Genomic DNA, 25,837 nt, shown 5'->3' with positions numbered 1-25,837 from the left:
CTGTGCGTGGTCTGTGAGGCAGGGAGAACACGACAGGTGTCGGCACCCCTGCCGGGCGAGCCGGCGCGGGTGCGGGCGTCGGTGTGGGCGTCGGTGCGGGCTCAGCCGAGCGTGGACGCCCGGGCCACCAGCTCGGGGGTGAAGAGCACCCGGCGGTGGGTGTGCGGGCCGCCGGCGGCCTCGGTCATCGCGAGGTCCGCCGCGGTGCGGCCGAGCTGCTGGCGGGGCTGGCGCACCGAGGAGAGCGGGACGGCCGCCGCGGCGGCGTAGTCGATGTCGTCGTAGCCGAGGATGGCCAGGTCGTCGGGGGTGCGCAGGCCGGCCTGGGTGATCTGCTGGAGCAGGCCCAGGGCGATCAAGTCGTTGACGCAGAAGGCCGCGGTGGGGCGGCGGGACGCCGGCAGCCCGACCAGCCGCTGGCCGGCCTCGCGGCCGTCGGCGACCCGGAGGTCCTCGGTGCGCAGCGTGAGCAGGTCCTCGGGGTCCAGCCCTGCGTCCGACCAGGCGGAACGGGCGCCCTCGAGCCGGTCGCGGACCTGGCCGAGGTCGGCCGGGCCGCCGATGAAGGCCACCCGGCGGTGGCCGCGGTCGAGCAGGTGCTCGATGCCGATCCGCCCGCCCAGGACGTCGTCCACGGCCACGGAGCACAGGGAGTCGTCGTCGCGGGTGCGGTCGACGATGACGACCGGGGTCCCGCGCCGGGCCACGGCGTCGAGCGTCGGCGAGTCGGGGTCGACCGGGGTGACCAGGAGGCCCTGGACCCGCTGCTGCTCGAAGAGCTCCAGGTGGGCCTGCTCGCGGGCGCCGCGGCTGCCGGAGTTGCAGAGCACGACGGTGAGGCCGTGGGTCTCGGCCTCGGTCTCGATGCCGGCGGCGACGTCGGTGAAGAACGGGTTGCTGGCGTCGAGCATGAGGTAGGCGAGCGTGCGGCTGACGCCCGAGCGGAGCTGGCGGGCGGACTCGTTGCGCACGAAGCCGAGGTCGGTCATGGCCGCCAGGACGCGCTGCCGGGTGGCCTCGCTGACCCGGTCGGGCTTGTTGAGGACGTTCGAGACGGTGCCGAGCGAGACGCCCGCGGCGGCGGCGACGTCCTTCACGGACACGGAGCGGTTCGCGCTCGTCGGCACGGTCCACCTCCACTGGTCCAGTCCGCCCCGGGACGTCCTCGTTGAAACGATCTTGGCGCAGTCTAGGCGCGTGTGGCCCTGCTCACGCCACTTCCGCAGGATCTGCGTGACGCCCGTCTCCCACATCTGTCGCCCTGGTCACTGCCAGGGTCGTTGGGCGGATTCTCAGTCCCCTCTTGACTGGTGTGACCGCCCTCACCTACGGTTCTCGACGTTCCGGATTAAAACGTTTCAATCATCGAACAGGGGGAGCTCGATGGCTGCCGCCACCCTGGTGCTCAAGGACGTCAGCAAGTCCTTCGGCGCCGTCCGCGCGCTGCGCTCCGCCAGCCTCACCGTCCAGCCTGGATCCATCCACGCTCTGGTCGGCGAGAACGGCGCGGGCAAGTCGACGCTGATCAAGATCGTCGCCGGCGTGCACCGCCGCGACGCCGGGGTCTTCGAGCTGAACGGGCAGGAGGCCGACTTCGGCTCCACCGCCGAGTCCAAGGCCGCGGGCGTCGCGGTGATCTACCAGGAGCCGACGCTCTTCCCGGACCTCGACGTCAGCGAGAACATCTTCATGGGCCGCCAGCCCGGCCGCTCGTGGCGGATCGACAAGGGCGCGATGTACGCCGAGGCGGCCGCGCTGTTCCAGCGCCTGGGCGTCGCGATCGACCCCCGCCGTCCGGCCAAGGGCCTCTCGATCGCCGACCAGCAGATCCTCGAGATCGCCAAGGCCATCTCGCTGGACGCCTCGCTCCTCATCATGGACGAGCCCACCGCCGCCCTCTCGGGCGTCGAGGTCGAGCGGCTCTTCAACGTCGCCCGCCAGCTGCGCGACGAGGGCCGCGGCATCGTCTTCATCTCCCACCGCTTCGAGGAGGTGTTCGAGCTCTGCGACACGGTGACCGTGATGCGCGACGGCGAGTACGTCTCCACCGAGCGGATCGCCGACACCTCCGTCGACGGCATCGTCGCCAAGATGGTCGGCCGCGAGGTCTCCGAGCTCTTCCCGAAGACCCCCGCCGAGATCGGGGACGTCGTCCTCGACGTCGCCGGACTCACCTCGCCCGGCCTCTTCCGGGACGTCAGCTTCCAGGTGCGTGCGGGCGAGATCGTCGGCCTCGCCGGCCTCGTCGGCGCCGGCCGATCCGAGATCGCCCGCGCGGTCTTCGGCGTCGACTCCTACTCCGAGGGCAGCGTGCGCCTCGGCGGGGCGCAGATCCCCGGCGGGAACCCGCGCGCCGCGATCGCCGCCGGCATGGCGCTCATCCCCGAGGACCGCCGCAAGCAGGGCCTCGTGACCGAGGGCTCGGTGGCGCGCAACGTCGCCGGCGTCATCCGCCGCGGCCTGAGCCGCTTCGGCGTCCTCACCACCGCCGCCGAGAACCGCGCGGCCGGCCCCTGGTCCGCCAAGCTCGAGGTGAAGACCTCGGCCCTCGACATGCGTGCCGCCACCATGTCCGGCGGCAACCAGCAGAAGGTCGTCATCGCCAAGTGGCTGGCGACGAACCCCTCGCTGCTGATCATCGACGAGCCCACCCGCGGCATCGACGTCGGCACCAAGTCCGAGGTCCACCGGCTGCTCTCCGACCTGGCCGGCCAGGGCATGGCGATCCTGATGATCTCCTCCGAGCTGCCCGAGGTGCTGGGCATGGCCGACCGCGTGCTCGTCGTCTGCGAGGGCCGGCTCACCGCCGACATCGCCCGCGACGACGCCACGCCGGAGAACGTCATGCACGCCGCCACCCACCGCGACGGCCACGTGGCCGGCGCGACCACCGCCGGCGGTGCCGGCCCCGACTCCCAGGAGGTCTCGGCGTGAGCGCCACCCTCGTCCACCCCGGCCGGGCCGGCCTGGTCACCAGGCTCCTGCGCTCGCGCGAGCTCGCCATCGCGGCCGTGCTCGTCCTCCTGGTCCTGGTCGCGACGCTGAAGACGCACTCGTTCCTCTTCAGCTCCGACGGCTGGCGCAACGTCCTGCTCAACCCGTCCATGCTGCTGGTCCTCGCGATCGGCCAGGCCTGCGTGATCATCACGCGCTCCGTCGACCTGTCGGTCGGCTCGACGCTCGGCCTCTGCGCCTACTTCTCGGGTCGGCTCTTCATCGACCACCCGAACCTGCCCATCGTCGTCGTGGTCCTGCTCGCCGTCCTCATGGGCGCGGTGCTCGGCCTCGTCAACGGCGCCCTCGTGGCGTTCGGCAAGGTCCCGGCGCTGGTCATCACCCTCGGCACGATGTACATCTACCGCGGCATCTTCCTCACCTGGGCCGGCTCCAGCCGGATCAACGCGGACCAGATCCCGGCGTCCTTCTCGAACCTGGGCACCCAGCAGGTCCTCACCATCCCGGTCCTCACCATCCTGGCCCTCGTGGTGCTCGCCGTCGGCGCCTACGTGCTCTCCAGCACCCGCGCCGGGCGCGAGCTGTACGCCATCGGCTCGGACCCCGACGCCGCGCAGCTCTACGGCCTCAAGGTCACCCGCCGCGTCCTCCTCGCCTTCGTCGCCTCCGGGGCGCTCGCCGGCCTGGGCGGGGTCATGTACCTGGCCCGCTACGGCACCGTCTCCTCCGGCGCCGGCCAGGGCTACGAGCTCCAGGCCGTCGGCGCCGCGGTCATCGGCGGCGTCGCCATCTTCGGCGGCAGCGGCACGGCCCTCGGTGCGGCCGTGGGCGCCTACCTCCTGGTCACGATCAACTCGGTGCTCCCGATCCTCGGCATCTCCGACTTCTGGCAGCAGGCCGTCGTCGGCGCCCTGATCCTCGGCGCCATCGCCCTCGACCGGGTGCTCTCGGTCCGTCAGGACGCCGCCCTGGTCGCCGCCCGCGACGAGGCACCGCCCTCCGGCGGCTCGGCGCCGCCCGGTGCCGCCCCCTCGTCCCCGTCCGCCCCGAGCAGCCCGCAGGTGACCGCATGAGCACGCTGACCGCCTCGCCGGACCAGGCGCCGGCCCGCACCTACCCGTCCTTCTCCCGGCCGCTGTGGAGCCGCGTGCTCCTCACCCGCGAGATGGCCGTCATCGGCCTCTTCCTCCTCGTCTACGTGTTCTCGTCGGCGACGGTGGAGAACTTCTCGAGCCCGCTGACGCTCTACTACCTCTTCCTCGACAACATCCCGGTCCTCCTCATCGCCCTGCCGATGACGGCCGTGATCATCACCGGCGAGATCGACCTGTCGGTGGCCTCCGTGGTGGGCCTCTCGTCCTGCCTGGTCGGCCTCCTGCACGTGGACGCCGGGCTGTCGATGCCCGTCGCGATCGTGCTGGCCCTGCTGGCCGGCCTGGCGTGCGGCGCCTTCAACGGCTTCCTCGTGGCCTACGTGGGGCTGCCGTCGCTGGCGGTCACCATCGGCACGCTCGCCCTCTACCGCGGCATCGCGGAGGGCCTGCTCGGCACCGCGGCGAAGACCGACTTCCCGCAGTCCTGGAAGGACCTGGCGACCGCCCAGCTGGGCAACTCCTCGCCGTACCCGGTCGTCCTCGTGCCGATCGCGGTGCTCGCGCTGCTCATCGCCTGGATGCTGCACTTCTCCTCGTTCGGCCGCGGCATCTTCGAGATCGGCCTGAACGACGAGGCGGCGCACTTCACCGGCGTCGACGTCGCCCGCACCAAGCTGCTGCTCTTCATGATCTCGGGCGTCGTCGCGGCCCTGGCCGGCGTCTACTACACGCTGCGCTACGGCAGCGCCCGCGGCGACAACGCCACCGGCATGGAGCTCCAGGTCGTCGCGGCCGTGCTCCTCGGCGGCGTCTCCATCTTCGGCGGCCGCGGTGCTCTGCACGGCGTCATCGCCGGTGTGCTCCTCATCGGCGTCATCCGCTCCGCGATGACGCTCGAGGGGCTGACGGTCAACGTCACCAACATCGTGATCGGGGGGCTCCTCGTGCTCTCGGTCCTGTCCACCAGCCTCCTGGCCGGCATCTCGGCGCTCAGGTCCAGGCGGGCAAGCGGGTCGCGCAGCGGCCCGGACGCGACAGCTGCCGGCAAGCGGTCACTGTCGTCCTGACACCCCACCAGAAGGGAAGAACGATGAAGTTCCTCAACCGGCGTGCCTCGGCCGTCGCGGCCGTCGTGCTCAGCGCGACCCTGGGTCTGACCGCTTGCGGCAGCACCACGGACACCTCGTCCGACTCGTCCTCCTCCTCCGACGGGGACATCTCGGTCACCTTCCTGCCCAAGAACCTGGGCAACCCGTACTTCGAGACCTCCGACGCCGGCGGCCAGAAGGCCGTCGAGGAGTTCGGCGGCACCTACAGCGAGGTCGGCCCCGACACGGCCACCCCCGACGGCCAGGTCTCCTTCATCCAGACCGCCGCGCAGCAGGGCACCTCCGCCCTGGTGCTCTCGGCCAACGACCCGACCGCCCTCTGCGACAGCCTCAACCAGGCCAGCGACGCGGGCGTCAAGATCGTCACCTTCGACTCCGACGTCGACACCGACTGCCGCGACATCTACGTCAACCAGGCCACCGCCGAGGGCATCGCCAAGGTGCAGGTCGACATGATCGCCGACCAGATCGGTGACTCGGGCCAGATCGCGATCCTGTCCGCCGCGGCCAACGCGACGAACCAGAACGCCTGGATCGAGCTCATGAAGAAGGACCTCAAGGCCGACCACCCGAACATCGACCTCGTCGACGTGGTCTACGGCGACGACGACGACCAGACCTCGTTCGACAAGACCGCCGCCCTGCTGCAGACCTACCCGGACCTCAAGGGCATCGTCAGCCCCACCACCGTGGGCATCGCGGCCGCCGCTCGTTACGTCTCCACCTCCTCCTACAAGGGCAAGGTGGCCGTGACCGGCCTCGGCACCCCGAACCAGATGCGTGAGTACGTCAAGGACGGCACCGTCACCGAGTTCGCCCTGTGGAACCCGGAGGAGCTGGGCTACCTGGCCGCCTACGCCGCCAAGGCGCTCGTCGACGGCACCATCACCGGCGCCGAGGGCGACACCTTCACCGCCGGCGACCTGGGCGACTACACCGTGGGCGCGGACGGGACCGTCCTCCTCGGCGACCCGTACAAGTTCAACGCCGACAACATCGACGACTTCGACTTCTGATCGTCGACGTCGATCGGCTGACGAGCTGATCCGCTGATCCCTGATCGGCTGATCCTTGATCGGCACCGCGTCGCCCCGGCGACGCGGGCGGGTGGCCCGGCCCCACCGGCCGGGCCACCCGCACCCCGCACCTCCCGCACGACCCGGAAGGGGAGCCCCCGTGCCCCGCTACTGCTTCACCAGCCAGGTGGACCCCGCCCACCTCGAGGCCTACGCCGAGGCGCACGCCCACGTGTGGCCGGAGATGTGCCAGGCCCTGGACGCCACCGGCTGGCGCAACTACTCGCTCTTCCTGCGCGAGGACGGGCTCCTCATCGGCTACGTCGAGTCGGACGACCTCGACGCCTCGCTCGCCGCCATGGCCGAGACCGAGGTCAACGCCCGCTGGCAGGCGGAGATGGCGCGGCTCTTCGCCGACGGGGACACCCCGCCGGACGAGGGCTTCCACTTCGTCCGCGAGGTCTTCCACCTCGCCGACCAGCTGCCGTCCTGATCCACCCGGTCCGGCACCCGCCGGACACCACGCACCGCACCACCGACCGGACGCCACCGGACCCGCCGACGGCGGGACGGACGGTGCGGCCGGGGGAGAGACCCGAGCCCGGGTCCCTGCCCCGACCGCACCGGGGGCGAGCGCGGTCGCGGGCTCGACATCTGCGGGCTCACGCGCCATCCTGTGCAATGAAACGTTTCAGAACTGGAGTAGACCATGACTGACTTCGCCTCGATCGCCCCCCTCCTGGAGGGCCAGGCCATCGAGCTGCCCTCGTGGGCGTTCGGCAACTCGGGCACCCGCTTCAAGGTGTTCGGCAGCCCCGGCACGCCGCGCACCGTGGAGGAGAAGATCGCGGACGCGGCCCAGGTGCACAAGCACACCGGCCTCGCGCCGTCCGTCGCCCTCCACATCCCGTGGGACCTCGTCGACGACTTCGCCGCGCTGAGCGAGTACGCCCAGGGCCTCGGCGTGAAGCTCGGGACGGTCAACTCCAACACGTTCCAGGACGACGACTACAAGTTCGGCGGCCTCACGCACGCCGACGCCAAGATCCGCCAGAAGGCGATCGACCACCACTTCGAGTGCATCGACGTCATGAACGCCACCGGCAGCCAGGACCTCAAGATCTGGCTCGCGGACGGCTCGAACTACCCGGGCCAGGCCGACCTGCGCGGCCGCCAGGACCGCCTGCACGACTCGCTGAGCAAGATCTACGACCGCATCGGCGACGAGCAGCGCCTCGTGCTCGAGTACAAGTTCTTCGAGCCGGCGTTCTACCACACCGACGTGCCGGACTGGGGCACCTCGTACGCCCAGGTCAGCGCGCTCGGCGACAAGGCCGTGGTCTGCCTCGACACCGGTCACCACGCGCCCGGCACGAACATCGAGTTCATCGCGATGCAGCTCCTGCGCCTGGGCAAGCTCGGGTCGTTCGACTTCAACAGCCGCTTCTACGCCGACGACGACCTGATCGTGGGCGCCGCGGACCCGTTCCAGCTGTTCCGCATCATCTTCGAGGTCATCCGCAACGGCGGCTACGGCCCGGCCAACCCGGACGGCACCAGCCCGGTCGCCTTCATGCTCGACGAGTGCCACAACGTCGAGGGCAAGATCCCCGGCCAGATGCGGTCGGTGCTCAACGTCCAGGAGATGACGGCGCGTGCGCTGCTCGTCGACCGCGAGGCGCTCACCGCCGCGCAGGACGCCGGCGAGGTGCTCGCCGCCCACCAGATCCTGATGGACGCCTTCTACACCGACGTCCGCGCCGACCTCGCCGCCTGGCGCGAGGAGCGGGGCCTGCCCGCCGACCCGATGAAGGCCTACGCGGCCTCGGGCTACCAGGAGCAGATCGAGGCCGCCCGTGTCGGCGGCACCCAGATGTCCTGGACCTGATCCGGTCCACGTCCGTTCAGCCCGTCACCACCGACACGTCAACTCCGACGAGGAAAACGAGAGACATGACGAACCCCGCAGCCGCCGACCTGATCGCGCGCTCGAACCGCCTCGGCGCGGACCCCAAGAACACCAACTACGCCGGCGGCAACACCTCCGCCAAGGGCACCGAGACCGACCCGGTCACCGGTGAGGAGATCGAGCTGGTCTGGGTCAAGGGGTCCGGTGGCGACCTCGGCACCCTCAAGGAGTCCGGCCTGGCCGTCCTCCGCCTCGACCGGATGCGCTCGCTGGTCAACGTCTACCCGGGCATCGACCGCGAGGACGAGATGGTCGCCGCGTTCGACTTCTGCCTGCACGGCAAGGGTGGCGCCGCGCCGTCCATCGACACCGCCATGCACGGCCTCGTCGACGCCGCGCACGTGGACCACCTGCACCCCGACTCCGGCATCGCCATCGCGACGTCGAAGGACGGCCAGGAGCTGACCACCACGATCTTCGGCGACAAGGTCGTCTGGGTCCCGTGGCGCCGCCCCGGCTTCCAGCTCGGTCTCGACATCGCCGAGATCAAGGAGAAGAACCCGCAGGCGATCGGCTGCATCCTCGGCGGCCACGGCATCACCGCCTGGGGCGACACCTCCGAGGAGGCCGAGACCAACAGCCTCTGGATCATCGACACCGCCGCGTCCTACATCGCGGAGAACTCGAAGGCCGAGCCGTTCGGCGGGAAGCTCGCCGGCTTCGGCCCGCTGCCCGAGGCCGAGCGCAAGGCCAAGGCCGCCGCCCTGGCCCCGACGATCCGTGGCATCGCGTCCGGCGACGCCCCGATGGTCGGTCACTTCACCGACGCTCAGGTCGTCCTGGACTTCCTCGAGGCCGAGAACCACCCGCGCCTGGCCGAGCTCGGCACGTCCTGCCCGGACCACTTCCTGCGGACCAAGGTCAAGCCGATGGTGCTCGACCTGCCCGCGGACGCGTCGGTCGAGGACTCCATCGCCCGCCTCAAGGAGATCGCGGTCGCCTACCGCGAGGACTACGCCGGCTACTACGAGCGCAACGCCACCCCGGACAGCCCGGCGATCCGCGGCAAGGACCCGCTCATCGTCCTCGTCCCCGGCGTCGGCATGTTCTCCTTCGGCAAGAACAAGCAGACCGCCCGCGTGGCCGGCGAGTTCTACATCAACGCCATCAACGTGATGCGCGGCGCCGAGGGCCTCTCCACCTACGCCCCCATCGACGAGTCGGAGAAGTTCCGGATCGAGTACTGGGCGCTGGAGGAGGCCAAGCTCCAGCGGATGCCGAAGCCCAAGCCGCTCGCCACCCGCGTCGCGCTGGTCACCGGTGCCGCCTCCGGCATCGGCCTGGCCACCGCCAAGAAGCTGGCCGCCGAGGGCGCCTGCGTCGTCATCGCGGACCTGAACCTCGAGAAGGCGATCGCCTCGGCCGCCGAGATCGGCAGCACCGACGTCGCCGTCGGCGTCCAGGTGGACGTCTCCTCCGCCGAGGCCGTCAAGGCCATGGTGGACGCCGCGGTGCTCGCGTTCGGCGGTGTCGACCTCGTCGTCAACAACGCCGGCCTCTCGCTCTCGCGCTCGCTGCTCGAGACCACCGAGAAGGACTGGGACCTCCAGCACGACGTCATGGCGAAGGGCTCGTTCCTCGTCGCCCAGGCCACCGCCAAGGTGATGATCGAGCAGGAGATGGGCGGCGACATCGTCTACATCTCCTCGAAGAACTCGATCTTCGCCGGCCCGAACAACGTCGCCTACGGTGCCGCCAAGGCCGACCAGGCCCACCAGGTCCGTCTGCTGGCCGCCGAGCTCGGCGCCCACCAGATCAAGGTCAACGGCGTGAACCCCGACGGCGTCGTCCAGGGCTCCGGCATCTTCGCCGGCGGCTGGGGCGCCAACCGCGCCGCCGTCTACGGCGTCGACGAGCAGGACCTGGGCAAGTACTACGCCCAGCGGACCATCCTCAAGCGCGAGGTGCTCCCGGAGAACATCGCGAACGCCGTCTTCGTGCTCTGCGGCCCGGAGATGACCCACACCACCGGTCTCCACATCCCCGTGGACGCCGGTGTGGCGGCCGCGTTCCTGCGCTGACCCAGCCCCGCGCACCGCGCGGGACCGCAGCACCCGCACCCGTCGGACCGACCCCTACCTCTGGGCCGGTCCGGCGGGTGCGGCGCACCACCCCCCCTGCTCGAGACCCACCCATGCCGACGCGTCAGGACCTGCCCCCGCAGGGCCCACGGTCGGCCCCAGCACAGCGAGGAACCGCACCATGAGCACCCCCACCACGGCGATGCGCGTCGCGGCCGTCGACCTCGGCGCCACCAGCGGCCGGATCATGGTCGCCACCGTCTCCCCGACGACGCTGCACCTGGAGGAGGTCCACCGCTTCCCCAACGGCGGGGTGCGGGCCCACGACGGGCTGTTCTGGGACGTGCTGGGCATCCACCGCGAGATCCTCGCCGGTCTCACCAAGGTCGTGGCGACCGGACGCCTGGACGCCGTCGGCATCGACTCCTGGGCGGTCGACTACGGCCTGCTCGACCGTGACGGCCGGCTCCTCGGCAACCCGTACACCTACCGCGACAGCCGCACCGACGGCGTGGCCGAGCAGGCGCTCGCCGACCCGGGCTCCGGGTTCGACGCCGCCGGGCTCTACGCGACCACCGGGCTCCAGCAGCTCCAGTTCAACACGCTGTGGCAGCTCGTGGCCGCCCGAGGCACCGCCGCGCTGGAGCAGGCCGAGACCCTGCTCATGCTGCCCGACCTGCTGGGCTACTGGCTCACGGGCGAGGTCGGCGCGGAGCGGACCAACGCCTCCACCACCCAGCTCTACGACGCCACCACCGGTGAGTGGGCGACCGAGCTGGTCGAGAAGGCCGGCCTGCGGGCCGGCGTCCTGCCGCCCCTGCGGGACCCGGGGTCGGTCGTCGGCCACCTGCTCCCCGCCATCGCGGAGGCCATCGGGCTGCCCGAGGGTGCGCAGGTGCCCGTCGTGGCCGTGGGCTCGCACGACACCGCCTCGGCCGTCGTCGGCGTGCCCGCCGCGAACGAGGACTTCGCCTACGTCTCGTCGGGCACCTGGTCGCTGGTCGGCCTCGAGCTGCCGGAGCCGGTGCTCACCGAGGAGGCCCGCCTCGCCGACTTCACCAACGAGGGCGGCGTCGACGGCACCGTCCGGTTCCTCAAGAACGTGATGGGGCTCTGGGTGCTCTCGGAGTCGCAGAAGCGCTGGGCGGAGCGCGGGGTGCCCGGCACCGACCTGGCCACGCTGCTGGCCGCCGCGGCCGACGCGGAGCCGCTGCGCACCGTCGTCGACATCAACGACCCGCGCCTGCTCCCGCCGGGCGACATGCCGGCCCGCGTGCAGCGCCTGGCCGAGGAGGCGGGGGAGCCCGTCCCGTCCACGCCGGTGGAGATCGCCCGGACGATCCTCGACTCGCTCGCCCTGGCCTACCGTCGCCACCTGCGGACCGCCGCCCGGCTGGCGGGCCGGGACTTCTCGGTCGTCCACGTGGTCGGCGGCGGGTCGCACAACAGCCTCCTGTGCCAGCTCACCGCCGACGCCTGCGGGGTGCCCGTGCTCGCCGGCCCCGGTGAGGCCGCGGCGCTCGGCAACGTCCTGGTGCAGGGCCGGGCCCTCGGCGTCGACCTGCCCGACCTGCCCGCCATGCGTGCGCTGCTGCGGCGCACCCACGAGCTGGGTCGTTTCGAGCCGTCCGCCGCGCTCGACTGGGACGCTGCCGAGGCGCGTCTCCCGCGCTGACGGGTTTGGTGGCCGGTGGGGCTGCCCCGGGGCTGCCGCTGCCCGGGGCTGCCCCGGGGCGGCTGGGTGGCGTTCGGTCCTCGTGGCCACGAGGACCGTCCCCCGCGCCCACCGGTGCCCTCGTTCGGTCCTCGTCGGCACGAGGACCGAAGGGGCGCCACGCCCTGCTGCGCCCGCCTGCGACCGCGTCCGCTCCCGCCTTCGGTCCTCGTGGCCACCAGGACTGAACCGCACCGACCGGCCGCCGACCGTTCGGTCCTCGTCGGCACGAGGACCGAACCGCACCGACCGGCCGCCAAGCCGTTCGGTCCTCATCGACACGAGGACCGAACCGCACCCACCCGCCGCCCAACAGCTCAGTCCTCGCCGCCACGAGGACCGAACGGGCACCACAGACGCCCACACCCGCCTGAGCCCGCGCCCGCTCCCGCCCTCGGTCCTCGTGGGCACGAGGACCGACCTACCCTGTGAGCACCGCCACCGGGGCGGCGCGAGGAGGCGGGCATGACGGTGGCGGCGGACGGCGGTCCGGCACGCAATTGGGCGGGCAACCACACCTACGCGCGGGGCTCGTTCTCGGCGCCCGCGGACCTCGAGGAGCTCCGCCGCGTGGTCGCCGGGGCCGACCGGATCCGGGTGCTGGGCACCGGCCACTCGTTCAACGACGGCGTCGACACCCCCGGTACGCAGGTCTCGCTGCGCCACCTCGACCACGTCTCGGTGGACGCCGCGGCGGGCACGGCGCTCGTCGGGGGCGGTGCGCGCTACGTCGACGCGCTGCCCGCCATCCACGCCGCCGGGTGGGCGCTGCCCAACACCGGCTCGCTGCCGCACATCAGCGTCGCCGGCGCGGTGTCCACCGGCACCCACGGCTCCGGCACGGGCAACCGCATCGCCGCCTCGGCGGTCGCGGCCCTCACGGTCGTCCTGCCGGACGGCGACCTGCTCACCGTCCGTCGGGGCGAGCCCGGCTTCGAGGGCATGGTGGTCGGCCTCGGCGCCAAGGGCGTGGTGGCCGAGCTCGAGCTCGCCCTGGTGCCGACCTTCGACGTCGTGCAGGACATCCACCCCGGCCTGCCGTGGGAGCGGCTCCTCGCCGACCCGCTCGCCGTCATGGCGACCGGCTACAGCGTCAGCGTCTTCACCCGCTGGGTCGACGAGCCCGGGGGCACGGTCGGCGACGTGGTGGTCAAGCACCGCACCGACGACCGACGCCCTGCCGAGGAGGTCGAGGCGCTGCTGGGCAGGCCCCAGCCGGGCGAGGCCCCGTCGGCGATGCTCGGCGCCAGCGAGCACCTCACGCCCCGCGGCACGCCCGGCCCCTGGTTCACCCGCCTGCCGCACTTCCCGCCCGACGGCGACCCGAGCTTCGGCGACGAGGACCAGTCCGAGTGGTTCGTCCCGCTCGAGCACGCCGTCGGCGCGGTGGCCGCCCTCCGCGCCGCGGTGGACGCGGCGCCGGCGGTCTTCGCCGAGGCGATGGCGGTCTCCGAGCTGCGGACCATCGCCGCGGACGACATCTGGCTCTCCGGCTCGGCCGGGCGGGCCTCGCTGGCCTTCCACTTCACCTGGCGCAACGTCGCGGCGCGGATGGACGCCGTCCGGGCGGTCGAGCAGGCCCTGGCGCCGTTCACGCCGCGCGCCCACTGGGGCAAGACGTTCACCCGCCCCGTCGACCTGGGGCTCTGGGAGCATACGGAGGACTGGATCGCCCAGCGGCGCGCCCTCGACCCGGACGGCCGGTTCGCCAACGGCTACCTCGAGCGCCTCGGTCTGCTCTGAGGCGCCGGCCTGAGACACCTGCCGAGGCCCAGCGCGCCGCAGTAGGTTCGACACCGGGCGCGGAGGAGCGCCCGCCGGGGTCCGTCGGGAGGGCCGGCGGTGCGCGCGGGCGGCTTGACCCGTGTGACCGCCCTCACCTAACCTTCGACCCTGATTAAAACGTTTCAATCAGCGCTAGCGTAGACGCACCGGAGCCCGAGGGGCGCCGGGCGGAGGGAGGAGTGCCGTGCGGGTCGCCCTCATGGTCACGTGCATCAACGACGCGATGTTCCCGGACACCGGGAAGGCGGTCGTGCGGCTGCTGCGCCGCCTGGGGGTGGACGTCGAGTTCCCGGCCTCGCAGACCTGCTGCTCCCAGCCGATGGTCAACACCGGCTACCTGGACGAGGCGGTGCCGGTCGTCCGCACCTTCACCGAGGCGTTCGCCGGCTACGACGCGATCATCACGCCGTCCGGCTCCTGCGCGGGCTGCGCCCGGCACCAGCACGGGATGGTCGCCGAGCGCTCCGGCGACCCGGCGCTGGTGAAGGCGGTCGCCGAGACGTCCCCGAAGACCTACGAGCTCTCCGAGTTCCTGGTCGACGTGCTGGGCGTGACGGACGTGGGGGCCTACTTCCCGCACACGGTCACCTACCACCCCACCTGCCACTCCCTGCGGATGCTGGGCGTGGGCGACCGCCCCCGCCGCCTGCTGGAGAACGTCCGGGGCCTGCGCCTGCGCGAGCTGCCCGCGGCCGAGCAGTGCTGCGGCTTCGGCGGCACCTTCGCCGTCAAGAACAGCGACACCTCGGTGGCGATGGGCTCCGACAAGGCGCGGCACGTCCGCGAGACCGGCGCCGAGGTGCTGGTCGCGGGCGACAACTCCTGCCTCATGCACATCGGCGGCACGCTCTCGCGCCAGCAGGCCGGCGTCCGGGTGATGCACCTGGCCGAGATCCTCGCCAGCACGGAGGACGAGCCGGCCGGGGCGTCCACCGCGAGCCACGAGGGGAGCGCCCGATGAGCGGCACCTTCGTCGGCATGCCCGTCTTCCCGACCGCGGCACGCGCCGCCCTCGGCGACACCCAGCTGCGGCACAACCTCGCCCACGCCACCGGCGTCATCCGGGCCAAGCGGGCCAAGCTCGTCGACGAGGTCGAGGCTGCCCACGCCGCCGGCGCCCCCGGCGGCTGGGAGGACCTCCGCCTCGCCGGCGCCGCCGTGAAGCAGCGCGCGCTCGACGACCTGGCCGGCCAGCTCGAGCTCCTCGAGGAGTCGCTGACGAAGGCCGGCGCCGTCGTCCACTGGGCGCGCGACGCGGCCGAGGCGAACGCGATCGTCGCGCGCGTGGCGAAGAGCCACGGCGCTGACGAGGTGGTCAAGGTCAAGTCGATGGTGACCCAGGAGATCGGCCTCAACGAGGCGCTCGAGGCCGAGGGCATCGCCGCCTGGGAGACCGACCTCGCCGAGCTGATCGTCCAGCTCGCCGACGACCTGCCCAGCCACATCCTCGTGCCCGCGATCCACCGCAACCGGGCCGAGGTCCGCGAGATCTTCCTGCGCCGGATGAAGGACGTCGGTCGCCCCGCGCCCGCCGACCTCACCGACGAGCCGAAGGTCCTCGCCGCCGCCGCGCGCGAGCACCTGCGCGAGAAGTTCCTCCGCGCCAAGGTCGGCGTCTCGGGCGCCAACTTCGCCGTCGCCGAGACCGGCACCCTGGTCGTCGTCGAGTCCGAGGGCAACGGCCGCATGTGCCTGACGCTGCCCGAGGTGCTCGTGAGCGTGGTGGGCATCGAGAAGGTCGTCCCGACCTTCGCCGAGCTCGACCCGCTGCTGCGCCTGCTGCCGCGCTCCTCCACCGGCGAGCGGATGAACCCGTACACCTCGACATGGTCGGGCGTCACGCCCGGCGACGGGCCGCAGGAGGTGCACGTCGTCCTGCTCGACAACGGCCGGACCAACGCGCTGGCCGACCAGGTCGGCCGCCAGGCGCTGCGCTGCATCCGTTGCTCGGCCTGCCTCAACGTCTGCCCGGTCTACGAGCGCGCCGGCGGCCACGCCTACGGCTCGGTCTACCCCGGCCCCATCGGCGCGATCCTGAACCCGCTGCTCAAGGGCACGGGCGAGAAGCAGACCGACTCCCTGCCGTACGCCTCCTCGCTCTGCGGGGCGTGCTTCGAGGCCTGCCCGGTGCGCATCGACATTCCCGAGGTCCTGGTGCACCTGCGCACGAAGGTGGTCGACGGCCACCGCGGCGACTTCCCGCCCAAGGCCGAGGCCGTGGCGATGAAGGGCGCGGCGTGGGCGTTCAGCGACGCCTCCCGCCTCGGGCTCGTGGAGAAGGCCTCGGGCCTCTCGGGTCGCGTCCTCGGCCGGCTCTCGAAGTCCGCCTTCCCGGGTGGACGCCCCACCGCCGGTCGGCTCGCCGGCCCGGCCGTGGCCTGGACGGGCGCGCGCGACCTGCCCGCCCCGCCCGCGGAGTCCTTCCGCCAGTGGTGGGCCAGGACGGACGGCGGCACCCGCCCCGACAGCACGGCCACCCCGTCCAGCACGACCACCGAGGGGGAGACCCGATGAGCGCCGCCCGCGAAGCCGTCCTGGGCCGGGTGCGCAGCGCCCTGGCCGACGTCACGCCCACCCCCGAGCCGGTCGTCCCGCCGATCACCTCGGCCCTCTCGGCCGCGCCGGAGGGCCACGTCCTCGACGTCTTCGTCGAGCGGGTGGAGGACTACAAGGCCGTGGTCGAGCAGGTGGACGCCGAGGGGCTGGCCGCGCACCTGGCCACGCTGTTCGAGCCGGGCCAGCGCGTGGTCGTGCCGGCCGGGCTGCCCGCCGAGCTCGCCGCCGCCGTGCCGGTGGCCGTCACCGAGGACGACGGACCGCTGACCGCCGCCGAGCTGGACGCCGTCGACGCGGTCGTCACGCTGGCCGCGGTCGGCGTGGCCGAGACCGGCACCATCGTCCTGGACCACTCCGCCGGCCAGGGTCGCCGGGCGCTCAGCCTCGTGCCGGACCGGCACGTGTGCGTCGTCCGCGCCGACCAGGTCGTGGCGGACGTCCCCGAGGCCGTCGCCCGGCTCGCGGGCGCGGTGTCCGCAGGCGCCCCGCTGACCTGGATCAGCGGCCCCTCCGCGACCAGCGACATCGAGCTGGACCGCGTCGAGGGCGTGCACGGGCCCCGGACGCTCCATGTGCTGCTGGTCGCGGCCGACACGGTCGGACCGGTGTCGTGATCGACGACTAGAACCCATCAGGAAGGCAGTGCCGCCATGCCCATGACCGAGCCGTACCCGGACCTCACCGAGCTCCTCACCTCGATGGGGGTCGCCGGGGCGCGGATCTGCGAGATCGACGCCAGCGAGGCCGGGGCGGGCAACATCTCGCTCTACCTCGGCTGGGACGTGGAGGTCAGGCGGCGCTTCCCGCTGACGGAGGAGATCGTGCTCCCCGTCCCGGCGCCGGCACTCGCGGGGCGGACGCTGCTGGTGACGGGCTCGGGCCGGCGGCTGCGCCAGATCCAGGACGACCCGGAGGCCTCCGTCGGCGCCGTGACCGTCCACGAGGGCGGTGAGAAGGGCACGCTGCACACCTCCCCGCGCCGGCTCTTCGAGCGGCTGACGAGCGAGTTCAACTCCCACCTCGCGGTCCACCAGGACCAGGTCGCGAGCCGCGGGATCACGTTCCAGGCCGTCGTCCACGCGCAGCCCCCGCACCTGACCTACCTGAGCCACATCGCTGACTACCGCGAGACGCTCACCTTCAACCGGCGCATCCTGCGCTGGGAGCCGGAGGCCGTGGTGGCGCTGCCCCAGGGCGTGGGCGTGCTCCCGTTCCTGGTCCCCGGCTCGCCCGAGATGATGGCGGCGAACGTCGAGGGCCTGCGGACCCACGAGATCGTCCTGTGGAGCAAGCACGGCGTGATGGCGCGCTCCGACCTGTCGGCCACGCGCGCCGTGGACCGGGTGGAGTACGCCGAGACCGGTGCCCGGTACGAGTACATGGACCTCGTCGCCGGTCGCCCGGCCGAGGGCCTCGCCCGCGCCGAGCTGCAGAGCGTGGCCACGGCGTTCGACGTCGACAACAGCTGGGTCTGACGCCGCTGCTGCCCGGGCCGCCCGCCCGGGCAGCACCCCGGCCCGTCCGGGACCTTCGCGCCCGACCGGTAACCGAGTGGTCACTCGGTTTTGGGTCCTCCTGCCCGGCCGGGCATGACCGTTCGGGCAGGATCGGAGCCGGACGCGGGCGAACCGGGCGTGGTCCGTACCAGTTCTTTACGCTCGCCTGTGCTGGACCTGTGTTTCAAACAGTCACCACTCGGGCATCGAGGAGCGCTTGCTCGGACTGGCTTATGTCTCAGGTCACACTCATACTTCTCTCAGTGACGCCGATCACTCGTACCGGGATGACCGGGCGGGCGGCGTCCGGGCGGCCCGTTCGGCGGGCTCGCCCGACCTGACCACGACGGCGCACCCGCGCCGCCCCGGGGACCGGCGGCGCCGGCGGAGGAGGTGACCATGCACGAGGCAGTCGCACGACAGCGGGAGATCCTGGCCCGAGCCCGTGCCGAGGGTCGCGTCGACGTCGCCGTCCTCGCCCAGGAGCTCGGCGTCGCGCCGGAGACCGTCCGTCGCGACCTGCGCCACCTCGCCGACCGCGGCGTGGTCCAGCGGGTCCACGGCGGGGCCTTCCCCGTCGAGAGCGCCGGCTACGAGACGGACGTGGTCCAGCGGGCCACCTCCCAGGTGATCGAGAAGCGGCGGATCGCCGCCGCGGCGGCCGAGCGTCTGCGCGGCGCCGAGACCGTCTACGTCGACGAGGGGGTCACGCCCCAGTTCGTCGCCGAGGCACTCGTCCCCGAGTCACCCATCACGGTGGTGACCTCCTCCCTGCTGACGGCGCACGCGCTGGCCAAGCAGGCCGAGGTCACCGTCCTCCTGCTCGGTGGTCGAGTCCGGTCGCGCACGATGGCGACCGTCGACCACTGGGCGACCCAGATGCTGGACGGCCTGGTCATCGACCTGGCCTTCCTCGGCGCCAACGGAGTGAGCCGCGACCACGGCCTCACCACGCCCGACCCAGCGGTCGCCGCGGTGAAGAACCTCGTGGTCCAGCGCTCACGCCGGCGCGTGTTCGTGGGGCTGAGCAAGAAGTTCGGGGTCTCGAGCTTCAGTCGCTTCGCCCGCATCACGGACTTCGAGGCCCTGGTGACTGACACCGGCCTCAGCTCGAGCGAGGCGCAGAGGTACGCCGCGCTCGGGCCGCAGGTGGTGCGCGTCTAGCGCCATCCGCACCACCCCTGATGGCTGACCGTGGCACGACGGTCAGCCAGCCGGTCGCGCCCTGCGCCCGGTACAGCCCCGTCCGACGAGAGGTGAACGAAGTGGGCAACTCAAAGAAGAGGATCGCCACCCTGGCCGTGGCCGGGCTGGCGGGCAGCCTGACCCTGACGGCATGCGCCGGCGCCGGTGGCGGCGGCAGCGCGGGTGACGAGGGCTCCTCGGAGATCAACGTCATCATGGTCGGCAACCCGCAGATGCAGGACATCGAGCAGCTGACCGAGGACTCGTTCACGGCCGACACCGGCATCACGGTCAACTACACGATCCTTCCCGAGAACGAGCTGCGCGACAAGGTCACCCAGGACGTGGCGACCCAGGCCGGCCAGTACGACGTCGTCTCCGTCGGCGCCTACGAGGTCCCGATCTGGGCCCAGAACGGCTGGCTGCAGCCCCTCGACTCCTACGTCGACGACGACTCCGACTACAACGCGGACGACCTGCTCGAGCCGATGGTCGAGTCCCTGTCCTACGACGACTCGCTCTACGCGCTGCCGTTCTACGGCGAGTCCTCCTTCCTCATGTACCGCAAGGACGTGCTGGAGAAGGAGGGCCTCACCATGCCGGAGCGTCCCACCTGGGACGAGGTCGCCACCATCGCCGCCAAGGTCGACGGTGCCGAGAAGGGCATGAAGGGCATCTGCCTGCGCGGCCTCCCGGGCTGGGGCGAGATGTTCGCGCCGCTCACCACGGTCGTGAACACGTTCGGCGGCACCTGGTTCGAGGAGGACTGGACCCCGAAGGTGAACTCCCCCGAGTTCACCGAGGCCGTCAACTTCTACGTCGACCTGATCAAGAAGCACGGCGAGGCCGGCGCCTCGCAGGCGGGCTTCACCGAGTGCCTCAACGCGATGAGCCAGAGCAAGGTCGCCATGTGGTACGACGCCACCTCGGCCGCCGGCTCCCTCGAGGACCCCAGCGTCTCCGGCGTGGCCGGCAAGATCGGCTACGCCTACGCCCCGGTCAAGGAGACCGACTCCTCGGGCTGGCTGTGGACCTGGTCGTGGGCGATGCCCGAGACCACCCAGAACGCCGACGCCGCGGCCGAGTTCATGAAGTGGGCCACCTCGTCGGACTACGAGCAGCTCGTGGGCGAGAAGCTGGGCTGGTCCCGCGTCCCCGCCGGCAAGCGTGAGTCGACCTACTCCATCCCGGAGTACGCCGACGCCGCCGGTGACTTCGGCCCGATCACCCTGAAGTCGATCGAGGAGGCCGACCCGGTCAGCCCGGGCGTCCAGCCCCGCCCGACCGTCGGCGTGCAGTTCGTCGACATCCCGGAGTTCGCCGACCTCGGCACCAAGGTCTCCCAGGACATCTCCGCGGTCATCGCCGGCGACGGCACCGTGGAGGACGCCCTGGACAACGGCCAGAAGCTGGCCGAGGACGTGGCTGCCAACTACCAGTGACCCCGGCGCCGAGACCCGGCTCCCGTCACTGAGCAACACCCTCTGACCGGCCCGGGTGCGGTGGTTCCCCTCCGCTGCACCCGGGCCGTCCCACGCGTCCGCCCCGCGGGCGCGTCCCGACCCATCCGTCCGCCCGCGCTCCCCGGGAGGAAGCACCCCGATGACCACCACCGCCCAGCCCGAGGCCCCTGAGGCCTCTGCCCCGCCGGCTCCGCCGGCGCGGCGGCTCTCGTCCCGCGAGCGCTGGTCGCGCCGCGGCCCGCTGCTGCCGGCCCTGATCTTCACCATCGTCGTGACGCAGCTGCCGTTCCTGCTCACGATCGCGATCTCCACGCTCAACTGGAACGTCCTGCGCCCCGGTGACAAGAACTTCCTCGGGATGGGGAACTTCACCTCGTTCGCCGGGCTCGACAACTACGTCACCGTCTTCACCGACTCCCGGCTGCGCGACGCCGTGGTCAACACCATCGTGCTGACCACCTCCGTCGTGGTCATCTCGATGCTGCTCGGCCTCCTGCTCGCCGTCCTGCTCGACCGCAAGTTCCTCGGCCGCGGCCTGGCCCGCACGCTGCTCATCGCGCCGTTCCTCGTGATGCCCGTGGCCTCGGCGCTGCTGTGGAAGCACGCGCTCTACAACCCGGACTACGGCCTGTTCAACGGCGTCCTCAACTGGCTCTGGCAGCTCTTCGGCGCCGAGGAGGGTCCGGTGATCGACTACGTCTCCGGCACCCCCATGGCCGCCGTGGTCGCCGCCCTCGTGTGGCAGTGGACGCCGTTCATGATGCTGATCCTGCTCGCCGGCCTGCAGTCCCAGCCGACCGACATCCTCGAGGCAGCGCGCCTCGACCGGGCGTCCGGCTTCCAGATCTTCCGGTTCATCACGCTGCCGCACCTGCGCCGCTACATCGAGCTGTCCGTGCTGCTGGGCACGATCTACGTCCTGCAGACGTTCGACGCGATCTTCACCATCACCCAGGGTGGCCCCGGCTCCGCGACCACCAACCTGCCCTACGAGATCTACCTGACGATGTTCCGCAAGTACGAGTACGGCGAGGCGGCCGCGGCCGGCGTCGTGGTCGTGATCGGCACCATCGTCGTGGCGACCTTCGCGCTCCGCGTGATCTCGTCCCTGTTCGAGGAGGAGCACCGCTGATGAGCACCGTGACCACGCCGACCACCTCCGCCCCCGCCAAGCGCTACGCCGGCAAGAAGCCGCCCCGCAGCGCCGACCCCGAGCGCGCCTCGTGGCGCTGGGGCCTGCTCACCTGGGTGCTGACCCTGCTGTTCTTCGCCCCCGTGGGGTGGATGGTCCTCACGTCCCTGCACCAGGAGGTGGACGCGGCCACGAACCCGCCGTCGATCTTCGCGCCGCTGAGCTTCGACAACTACCTGTCGGTCTTCGACCGCGGGGCGGGCGTGTACCTGCTGAACTCGCTCATGGCCAGCGTCATCTCCACCGTGCTGGTGCTGCTGCTCGCCGTCCCGGCCGCCTACGCGCTCTCGATCCGCAAGGTCGAGAAGTGGACCGACGCGATGTTCTTCTTCCTGTCCACCAAGTTCCTGCCGCCCATCGCGGGCCTCCTGCCGATCTACCTGATCGTCAAGCAGGCCGGGATGCTCGACAACATCTACACGCTGGTCATCCTCTACACCGCGATGAACATGCCCATCGCCGTCTGGATGATGCAGAGCTTCCTCGCGGAGATCCCGTCCGAGGTGCTCGAGGCGGCGCAGGTGGACGGCGCGGGCTTCCTGCGCACCATGTGGAGCATCGTCACCCCGATGATCAGCCCCGGCCTGGCGGCCACCGCGCTGATCTGCTTCATCTTCAGCTGGAACGAGTTCATGTTCGCGGTGAACCTGACCGCGACCGTGTCGGCCACCGCCCCGGTGTTCCTCGTCGGCTTCATCTCCAGCCAGGGCCTCTTCCTGGCGAAGCTGTGCGCCGCCTCCACGCTCGTCTCGCTGCCCGTCCTCATCGCCGGTTTCGCGGCCCAGGACAAGCTGGTCCGCGGTCTCTCCCTGGGAGCCGTCAAGTGACCGTCCGCCTGTCCGGCGCCACCCTCCCCGAGGTGGCCGCCCACGTCCCCGTCCCCTCCTACGACCGCTCCGCGGTGACGACCGGCATCGTGCACATCGGTGTCGGTGGCTTCCACCGGGCGCACCAGGCGATGTACCTGGACCGGCTGATGGAGGCCGGCCAGGCCCTCGACTGGGGCATCACCGGTGTCGGCGTCATGCCCGGCGACGCCCGGATGGCCGAGGTCATGGCCGCCCAGGACGGGCTGTACACGCTGGTCGTCAAGCACCCCGACGGCTCGCTCGAGCCCCGGGTGATCGGCTCGATCGTCGACTTCCTGCACGCCACCACCCGGGGTGCCGAGGTGGTCGAGCTGATGGCCGCGCCCAGCACGCGGATCGTGTCGCTGACCGTGACCGAGGGCGGCTACCACGTCAACCAGGTCACCGGTGAGTTCGACGCCGACGACGCCGGCATCCAGCACGACCTCGGGGTGCCGGTCGGCGGCGCGGAGCTGCCGGTCACCGCCTTCGGCTTCATCGTCGAGGCGCTGGCCCGCCGGCGCGCGGCCGGCACCGCCCCGTTCACCGTGATGAGCTGCGACAACATCCAGGGCAACGGCGACGTGGCCAAGAAGATGATCACCTCGTTCGCGGCGCTGCGCGACGCCGACCTCGGTGCCTGGATCGAGGCCGAGGTCGCGTTCCCCAACTCGATGGTCGACCGGATCACCCCCGTCACCACCGACGCGGACCGGGACGCGCTGGCGGAGCGGTTCGACGTGGCCGACGGCTGGCCCGTCGTCTGCGAGCCGTTCACGCAGTGGGCGCTGGAGGACCACTTCCCGCTGGGCCGCCCGGCGTTCGAGGAGGTCGGCGTGCAGGTCGTGGAGGACGTCGTCCCCTACGAGCTGATGAAGCTGCGCCTGCTCAACGCCTCCCACCAGGCCCTCACCTACGTCGGCTACCTCGCCGGCTACCGGTACGCCCACGAGGTGTGCAGCGACCCGCTGTTCGTCGACTTCCTGCTGCGCTACATGACGAACGAGGGCACCCCGACGCTGGCCGAGGTGCCGGGCGTCGACCTGGGCGCCTACCGGCTCAAGCTGGTCGAGCGCTTCGCGAACCCCGAGGTCCGCGACACGCTGGCCCGCCTGTGCGCGGAGTCCTCCGACCGCATCCCGAAGTGGCTCGTCCCCGTGATCAAGGAGCGGCTCGCCGCCGACGGGGCGGTCGACGAGGCGGCACTGGTCGTCGCGTCGTGGGCCCGCTACGCCGAGGGCGTGGACGAGGCGGGGGAGCCGATCGACGTGGTCGACCGGCGCAAGGACGCCGTCATGGCTCGCGCCGCCCAGCAGGGCGAGGACGAGCTGGCGTTCCTGCGCGACCCGGCGCTGTTCGGTGACCTGGTCGACGACGAGCGCTTCACGCAGCCCTACCTGCGTGCGCTGCGCAGCCTCCACGAGCACGGCGCGCGCGCCACCCTGGAGGCCTGGGCGGCTCGCTGAGCCCGCCCTCGCACCCGTGCCCGCCCGGCTTGGTCCCCGGGCGGGCGCAGCGCCGCCCCTCGCGGCGCCACGGGCGCCCTCGCCGACCCCGGGAGCGGGTCGGGGAGGGCGCCCGTTCGCGTCCCCGGCTCCCCGGGGAGGGCGACGTCACACCGCCGGGGCAGCGGGTTCCGCCGTCCGGCTGGCGACCGCCGATGTACGGTGTACGAACGAACACAGGCGTCCGATCACACCTGTCGGGTAGTTGACAAACCCGCAGGTGAGACTTGCTGCACATTTTCGGGGGTCATCTGACCCCCCGGTGTCGGGGCGTGCGACCCCCTCTCCGGTAATAGACGCATGGCTGAGGTATCGGACGTCGTTCTCATCGGTGGCGGCATCATGAGCGCCACGCTGGGCACCCTGCTGCGGCAGGTGGAGCCGAGCTGGTCCATCCGCGTGGTCGAGCGTCTCGACGCCGTCGCGCTGGAGAGCTCGGACGCCTGGAACAACGCTGGCACGGGGCACGCCGCCCTGTGCGAGCTCAACTACACCCCGCAGAACGCGGACGGCTCCGTCGACATCGACAAGGCCGTCGACGTCAACGAGCAGTTCCAGGTCTCGCGGCAGCTGTGGTCCTTCCTGGTCGAGTCCGGGCGCCTGCCCGAGCCGACCTCGTTCATCCACCCCACCCCGCACATGAGCTTCGTGTGGGGCGAGGAGAACGTCGCCTACCTGCGCACCCGCTGGGAGGCCCTGCGCGAGCACCCGCTGTTCGTCGGCATGCAGTACTCCGAGGACCGCGCCACCATCGCCTCCTGGGCCCCCGCGCTCATCGAGGGCCGGCAGGACGCGGTCCCGGTCGCGGCCACGTGGTCCGACGCCGGCACGGACGTCGACTTCGGCTCCCTCACGCGCCACCTCACCTCCGCGCTGGTCGACCAGGGCGTCGCCCTCGACCTCGGCACCGAGGTCCGCTCGGTCACCCGCGGCGAGGACGGTCTCTGGGACGTCGTCACCCGCCCGACGGACGGCGGCGAGAGCGTCACCCACCGGGCGCGCTTCGTCTTCGTGGGTGCGGGCGGCTACGCGCTCAAGCTGCTCCAGGGCTCGGGCATCGAGGAGATCAAGGGCTTCGGCGGCTTCCCGGTCTCCGGCCAGTTCCTGCGCACCACGAACCCCGCGCTCGTCGCCGAGCACCACGCCAAGGTCTACGGCAAGGCGGCCGTCGGTGCCCCGCCGATGTCGGTGCCCCACCTCGACACCCGCGTCGTGGACGGCCAGCCGTCCATCATGTTCGGCCCCTACGCCGGCTGGTCGCCGCGCTTCCTCAAGGAGGGCTCGAACCTCGACCTCGTCCGGTCGATCCGCCCGCACAACGTGTGGCCGATGATCCAGGTCGGTCTCCGCAACCTCTCCCTCCTGGTCTACCTGGTCAAGGAGGTGCTCGCGGGTCGTCGCAAGAAGCTCTCCGAGCTGCGCGCCTTCGTCCCGGCCGCGCAGGCCGAGGACTGGGAGCTCATCACGGCCGGTCAGCGCGTCCAGGTCGTCAAGAACGTCCCCGGCAAGGGTGCCGTGCTCCAGTTCGGCACCGAGGTGATCACGTCCTCCGACGGCTCCATCGCCGGTCTGCTCGGTGCCTCTCCGGGTGCCTCGACGGCGGCGCCGATCATGCTCAAGGTGCTCGAGCGCTGCTTCCCCGACCGGTGGGAGTCCTGGCAGCCGACGCTGGACGCGATGATCCCCTCGCACGGCACCCGCCTCTCGGAGGACCCGGTGCGCGCGCACGAGATCATGACGCAGACCGCCCAGTCGCTGCGGATCGCCGCCCCGCCGGCCCAGGCCCGGGACGCCGTCCCCGCCTGACGTCAGGCGACACCCAGCCTCGCGTGCCCGGCCCCGGGCACGCGACGAGGCCCCCGAGGAGATCGTCCTCGGGGGCCTCGTCGTTCCTCCGCTCCCGCGGCTGGGCCCGCTCCGACCCCGCCG

20 protein-coding genes are annotated in these 25,837 nt (G+C 71.9%); 19 read left to right on the top strand and 1 reads right to left on the bottom strand.

The features are described 5' to 3' along the window. Positions 1–101 precede the first annotated feature (101 nt). Positions 102–1,127 carry a LacI family DNA-binding transcriptional regulator gene (locus E8D37_RS07495; protein ID WP_240770264.1) on the bottom strand — a complete coding sequence of 342 codons (1,026 nt, stop codon included), beginning with the start codon at positions 1,125–1,127 and terminating at the stop codon, positions 102–104. 256 nt (positions 1,128–1,383) lie between these two features. Here E8D37_RS07495 and E8D37_RS07490 point away from each other — a divergent pair, with 256 nt between their 5' ends. The 19 genes from E8D37_RS07490 (at position 1,384) to E8D37_RS07400 (ending at position 25,714) form a co-directional block, all read left to right on the top strand. Next, positions 1,384–2,934 carry a sugar ABC transporter ATP-binding protein gene (locus E8D37_RS07490; protein WP_136569165.1) on the top strand — a complete coding sequence of 517 codons (1,551 nt, stop codon included), beginning with the start codon at positions 1,384–1,386 and terminating at the stop codon, positions 2,932–2,934. Then, positions 2,931–4,028, top strand: coding sequence for an ABC transporter permease (locus tag E8D37_RS07485; protein ID WP_136569164.1), 1,098 nt, complete (start codon positions 2,931–2,933; stop codon positions 4,026–4,028). The genes E8D37_RS07490 and E8D37_RS07485 overlap by 4 nt, the downstream gene beginning before the upstream one ends. Then, positions 4,025–5,116: an ABC transporter permease gene (locus E8D37_RS07480; protein ID WP_136569163.1), complete on the top strand. Its 1,092-nt coding sequence runs from the start codon at positions 4,025–4,027 to the stop codon at positions 5,114–5,116. The genes E8D37_RS07485 and E8D37_RS07480 overlap by 4 nt, the downstream gene beginning before the upstream one ends. Positions 5,117–5,139: 23 nt before the next feature. Further along, positions 5,140–6,174 (top strand): rhamnose ABC transporter substrate-binding protein, encoded by a 1,035-nt coding sequence (rhaS, locus tag E8D37_RS07475; protein WP_136569162.1) that lies wholly within the window; start codon positions 5,140–5,142, stop codon positions 6,172–6,174. A 160-nt stretch (positions 6,175–6,334) separates the two neighbouring features. After that, positions 6,335–6,667 (top strand): L-rhamnose mutarotase, encoded by a 333-nt coding sequence (locus E8D37_RS07470; protein ID WP_136569161.1) that lies wholly within the window; start codon positions 6,335–6,337, stop codon positions 6,665–6,667. Positions 6,668–6,883: 216 nt separating this feature from the next. Then, positions 6,884–8,062, top strand: a complete 1,179-nt coding sequence (rhaI, locus tag E8D37_RS07465) for an L-rhamnose isomerase (RefSeq protein WP_136569160.1) — start codon at positions 6,884–6,886, stop codon at positions 8,060–8,062. Positions 8,063–8,127: 65 nt separating this feature from the next. Next, positions 8,128–10,164, top strand: coding sequence for a bifunctional aldolase/short-chain dehydrogenase (locus E8D37_RS07460; RefSeq protein WP_136569159.1), 2,037 nt, complete (start codon positions 8,128–8,130; stop codon positions 10,162–10,164). Positions 10,165–10,345: 181 nt separating this feature from the next. Then, positions 10,346–11,839 carry a rhamnulokinase family protein gene (locus tag E8D37_RS07455; protein WP_206055631.1) on the top strand — a complete coding sequence of 498 codons (1,494 nt, stop codon included), beginning with the start codon at positions 10,346–10,348 and terminating at the stop codon, positions 11,837–11,839. Between the two features lie 504 nt (positions 11,840–12,343). After that, positions 12,344–13,621, top strand: a complete 1,278-nt coding sequence (locus E8D37_RS07450) for an FAD-binding protein (protein ID WP_136569158.1) — start codon at positions 12,344–12,346, stop codon at positions 13,619–13,621. A gap of 241 nt (positions 13,622–13,862) precedes the next feature. After that, entirely contained in the window at positions 13,863–14,624 is a 762-nt protein-coding gene (locus tag E8D37_RS07445; RefSeq protein WP_136569579.1) for a (Fe-S)-binding protein, read from the top strand. Continuing rightward, positions 14,621–16,177 (top strand): lactate utilization protein B, encoded by a 1,557-nt coding sequence (locus E8D37_RS07440; RefSeq protein WP_136569157.1) that lies wholly within the window; start codon positions 14,621–14,623, stop codon positions 16,175–16,177. Before E8D37_RS07445 ends, E8D37_RS07440 begins: the two co-directional genes overlap by 4 nt. Next, entirely contained in the window at positions 16,174–16,833 is a 660-nt protein-coding gene (locus tag E8D37_RS07435) for a lactate utilization protein C (RefSeq protein ID WP_136569156.1), read from the top strand. Before E8D37_RS07440 ends, E8D37_RS07435 begins: the two co-directional genes overlap by 4 nt. Before the next feature lie 36 nt (positions 16,834–16,869). Next, positions 16,870–17,694: a class II aldolase/adducin family protein gene (locus tag E8D37_RS07430; RefSeq protein ID WP_136569155.1), complete on the top strand. Its 825-nt coding sequence runs from the start codon at positions 16,870–16,872 to the stop codon at positions 17,692–17,694. A 420-nt stretch (positions 17,695–18,114) separates the two neighbouring features. After that, positions 18,115–18,879 (top strand): DeoR/GlpR family DNA-binding transcription regulator, encoded by a 765-nt coding sequence (locus E8D37_RS07425; RefSeq protein ID WP_136569154.1) that lies wholly within the window; start codon positions 18,115–18,117, stop codon positions 18,877–18,879. 101 nt (positions 18,880–18,980) lie between these two features. Beyond that, positions 18,981–20,342 (top strand): sugar ABC transporter substrate-binding protein, encoded by a 1,362-nt coding sequence (locus tag E8D37_RS07420; RefSeq protein WP_240770263.1) that lies wholly within the window; start codon positions 18,981–18,983, stop codon positions 20,340–20,342. Between the two features lie 160 nt (positions 20,343–20,502). Then, positions 20,503–21,495 carry a sugar ABC transporter permease gene (locus E8D37_RS07415; protein WP_136569152.1) on the top strand — a complete coding sequence of 331 codons (993 nt, stop codon included), beginning with the start codon at positions 20,503–20,505 and terminating at the stop codon, positions 21,493–21,495. Further along, positions 21,495–22,382 carry a carbohydrate ABC transporter permease gene (locus E8D37_RS07410; RefSeq protein ID WP_136569151.1) on the top strand — a complete coding sequence of 296 codons (888 nt, stop codon included), beginning with the start codon at positions 21,495–21,497 and terminating at the stop codon, positions 22,380–22,382. Before E8D37_RS07415 ends, E8D37_RS07410 begins: the two co-directional genes overlap by 1 nt. Continuing rightward, positions 22,379–23,869: a mannitol dehydrogenase family protein gene (locus tag E8D37_RS07405; RefSeq protein WP_206055630.1), complete on the top strand. Its 1,491-nt coding sequence runs from the start codon at positions 22,379–22,381 to the stop codon at positions 23,867–23,869. Before E8D37_RS07410 ends, E8D37_RS07405 begins: the two co-directional genes overlap by 4 nt. A 339-nt stretch (positions 23,870–24,208) precedes the next feature. After that, positions 24,209–25,714 (top strand): malate:quinone oxidoreductase, encoded by a 1,506-nt coding sequence (locus E8D37_RS07400; RefSeq protein ID WP_136569150.1) that lies wholly within the window; start codon positions 24,209–24,211, stop codon positions 25,712–25,714. Positions 25,715–25,837: the final 123 nt, after the last annotated feature.

The organism is Nocardioides sp. GY 10127, from assembly GCF_004919085.1.
GTDB lineage: Bacteria > Actinomycetota > Actinomycetes > Propionibacteriales > Nocardioidaceae > Nocardioides.
The sequence above is the reverse complement of the archived record's forward strand: the minus strand, read 5'-3'. Positions and strand labels throughout refer to the sequence as shown.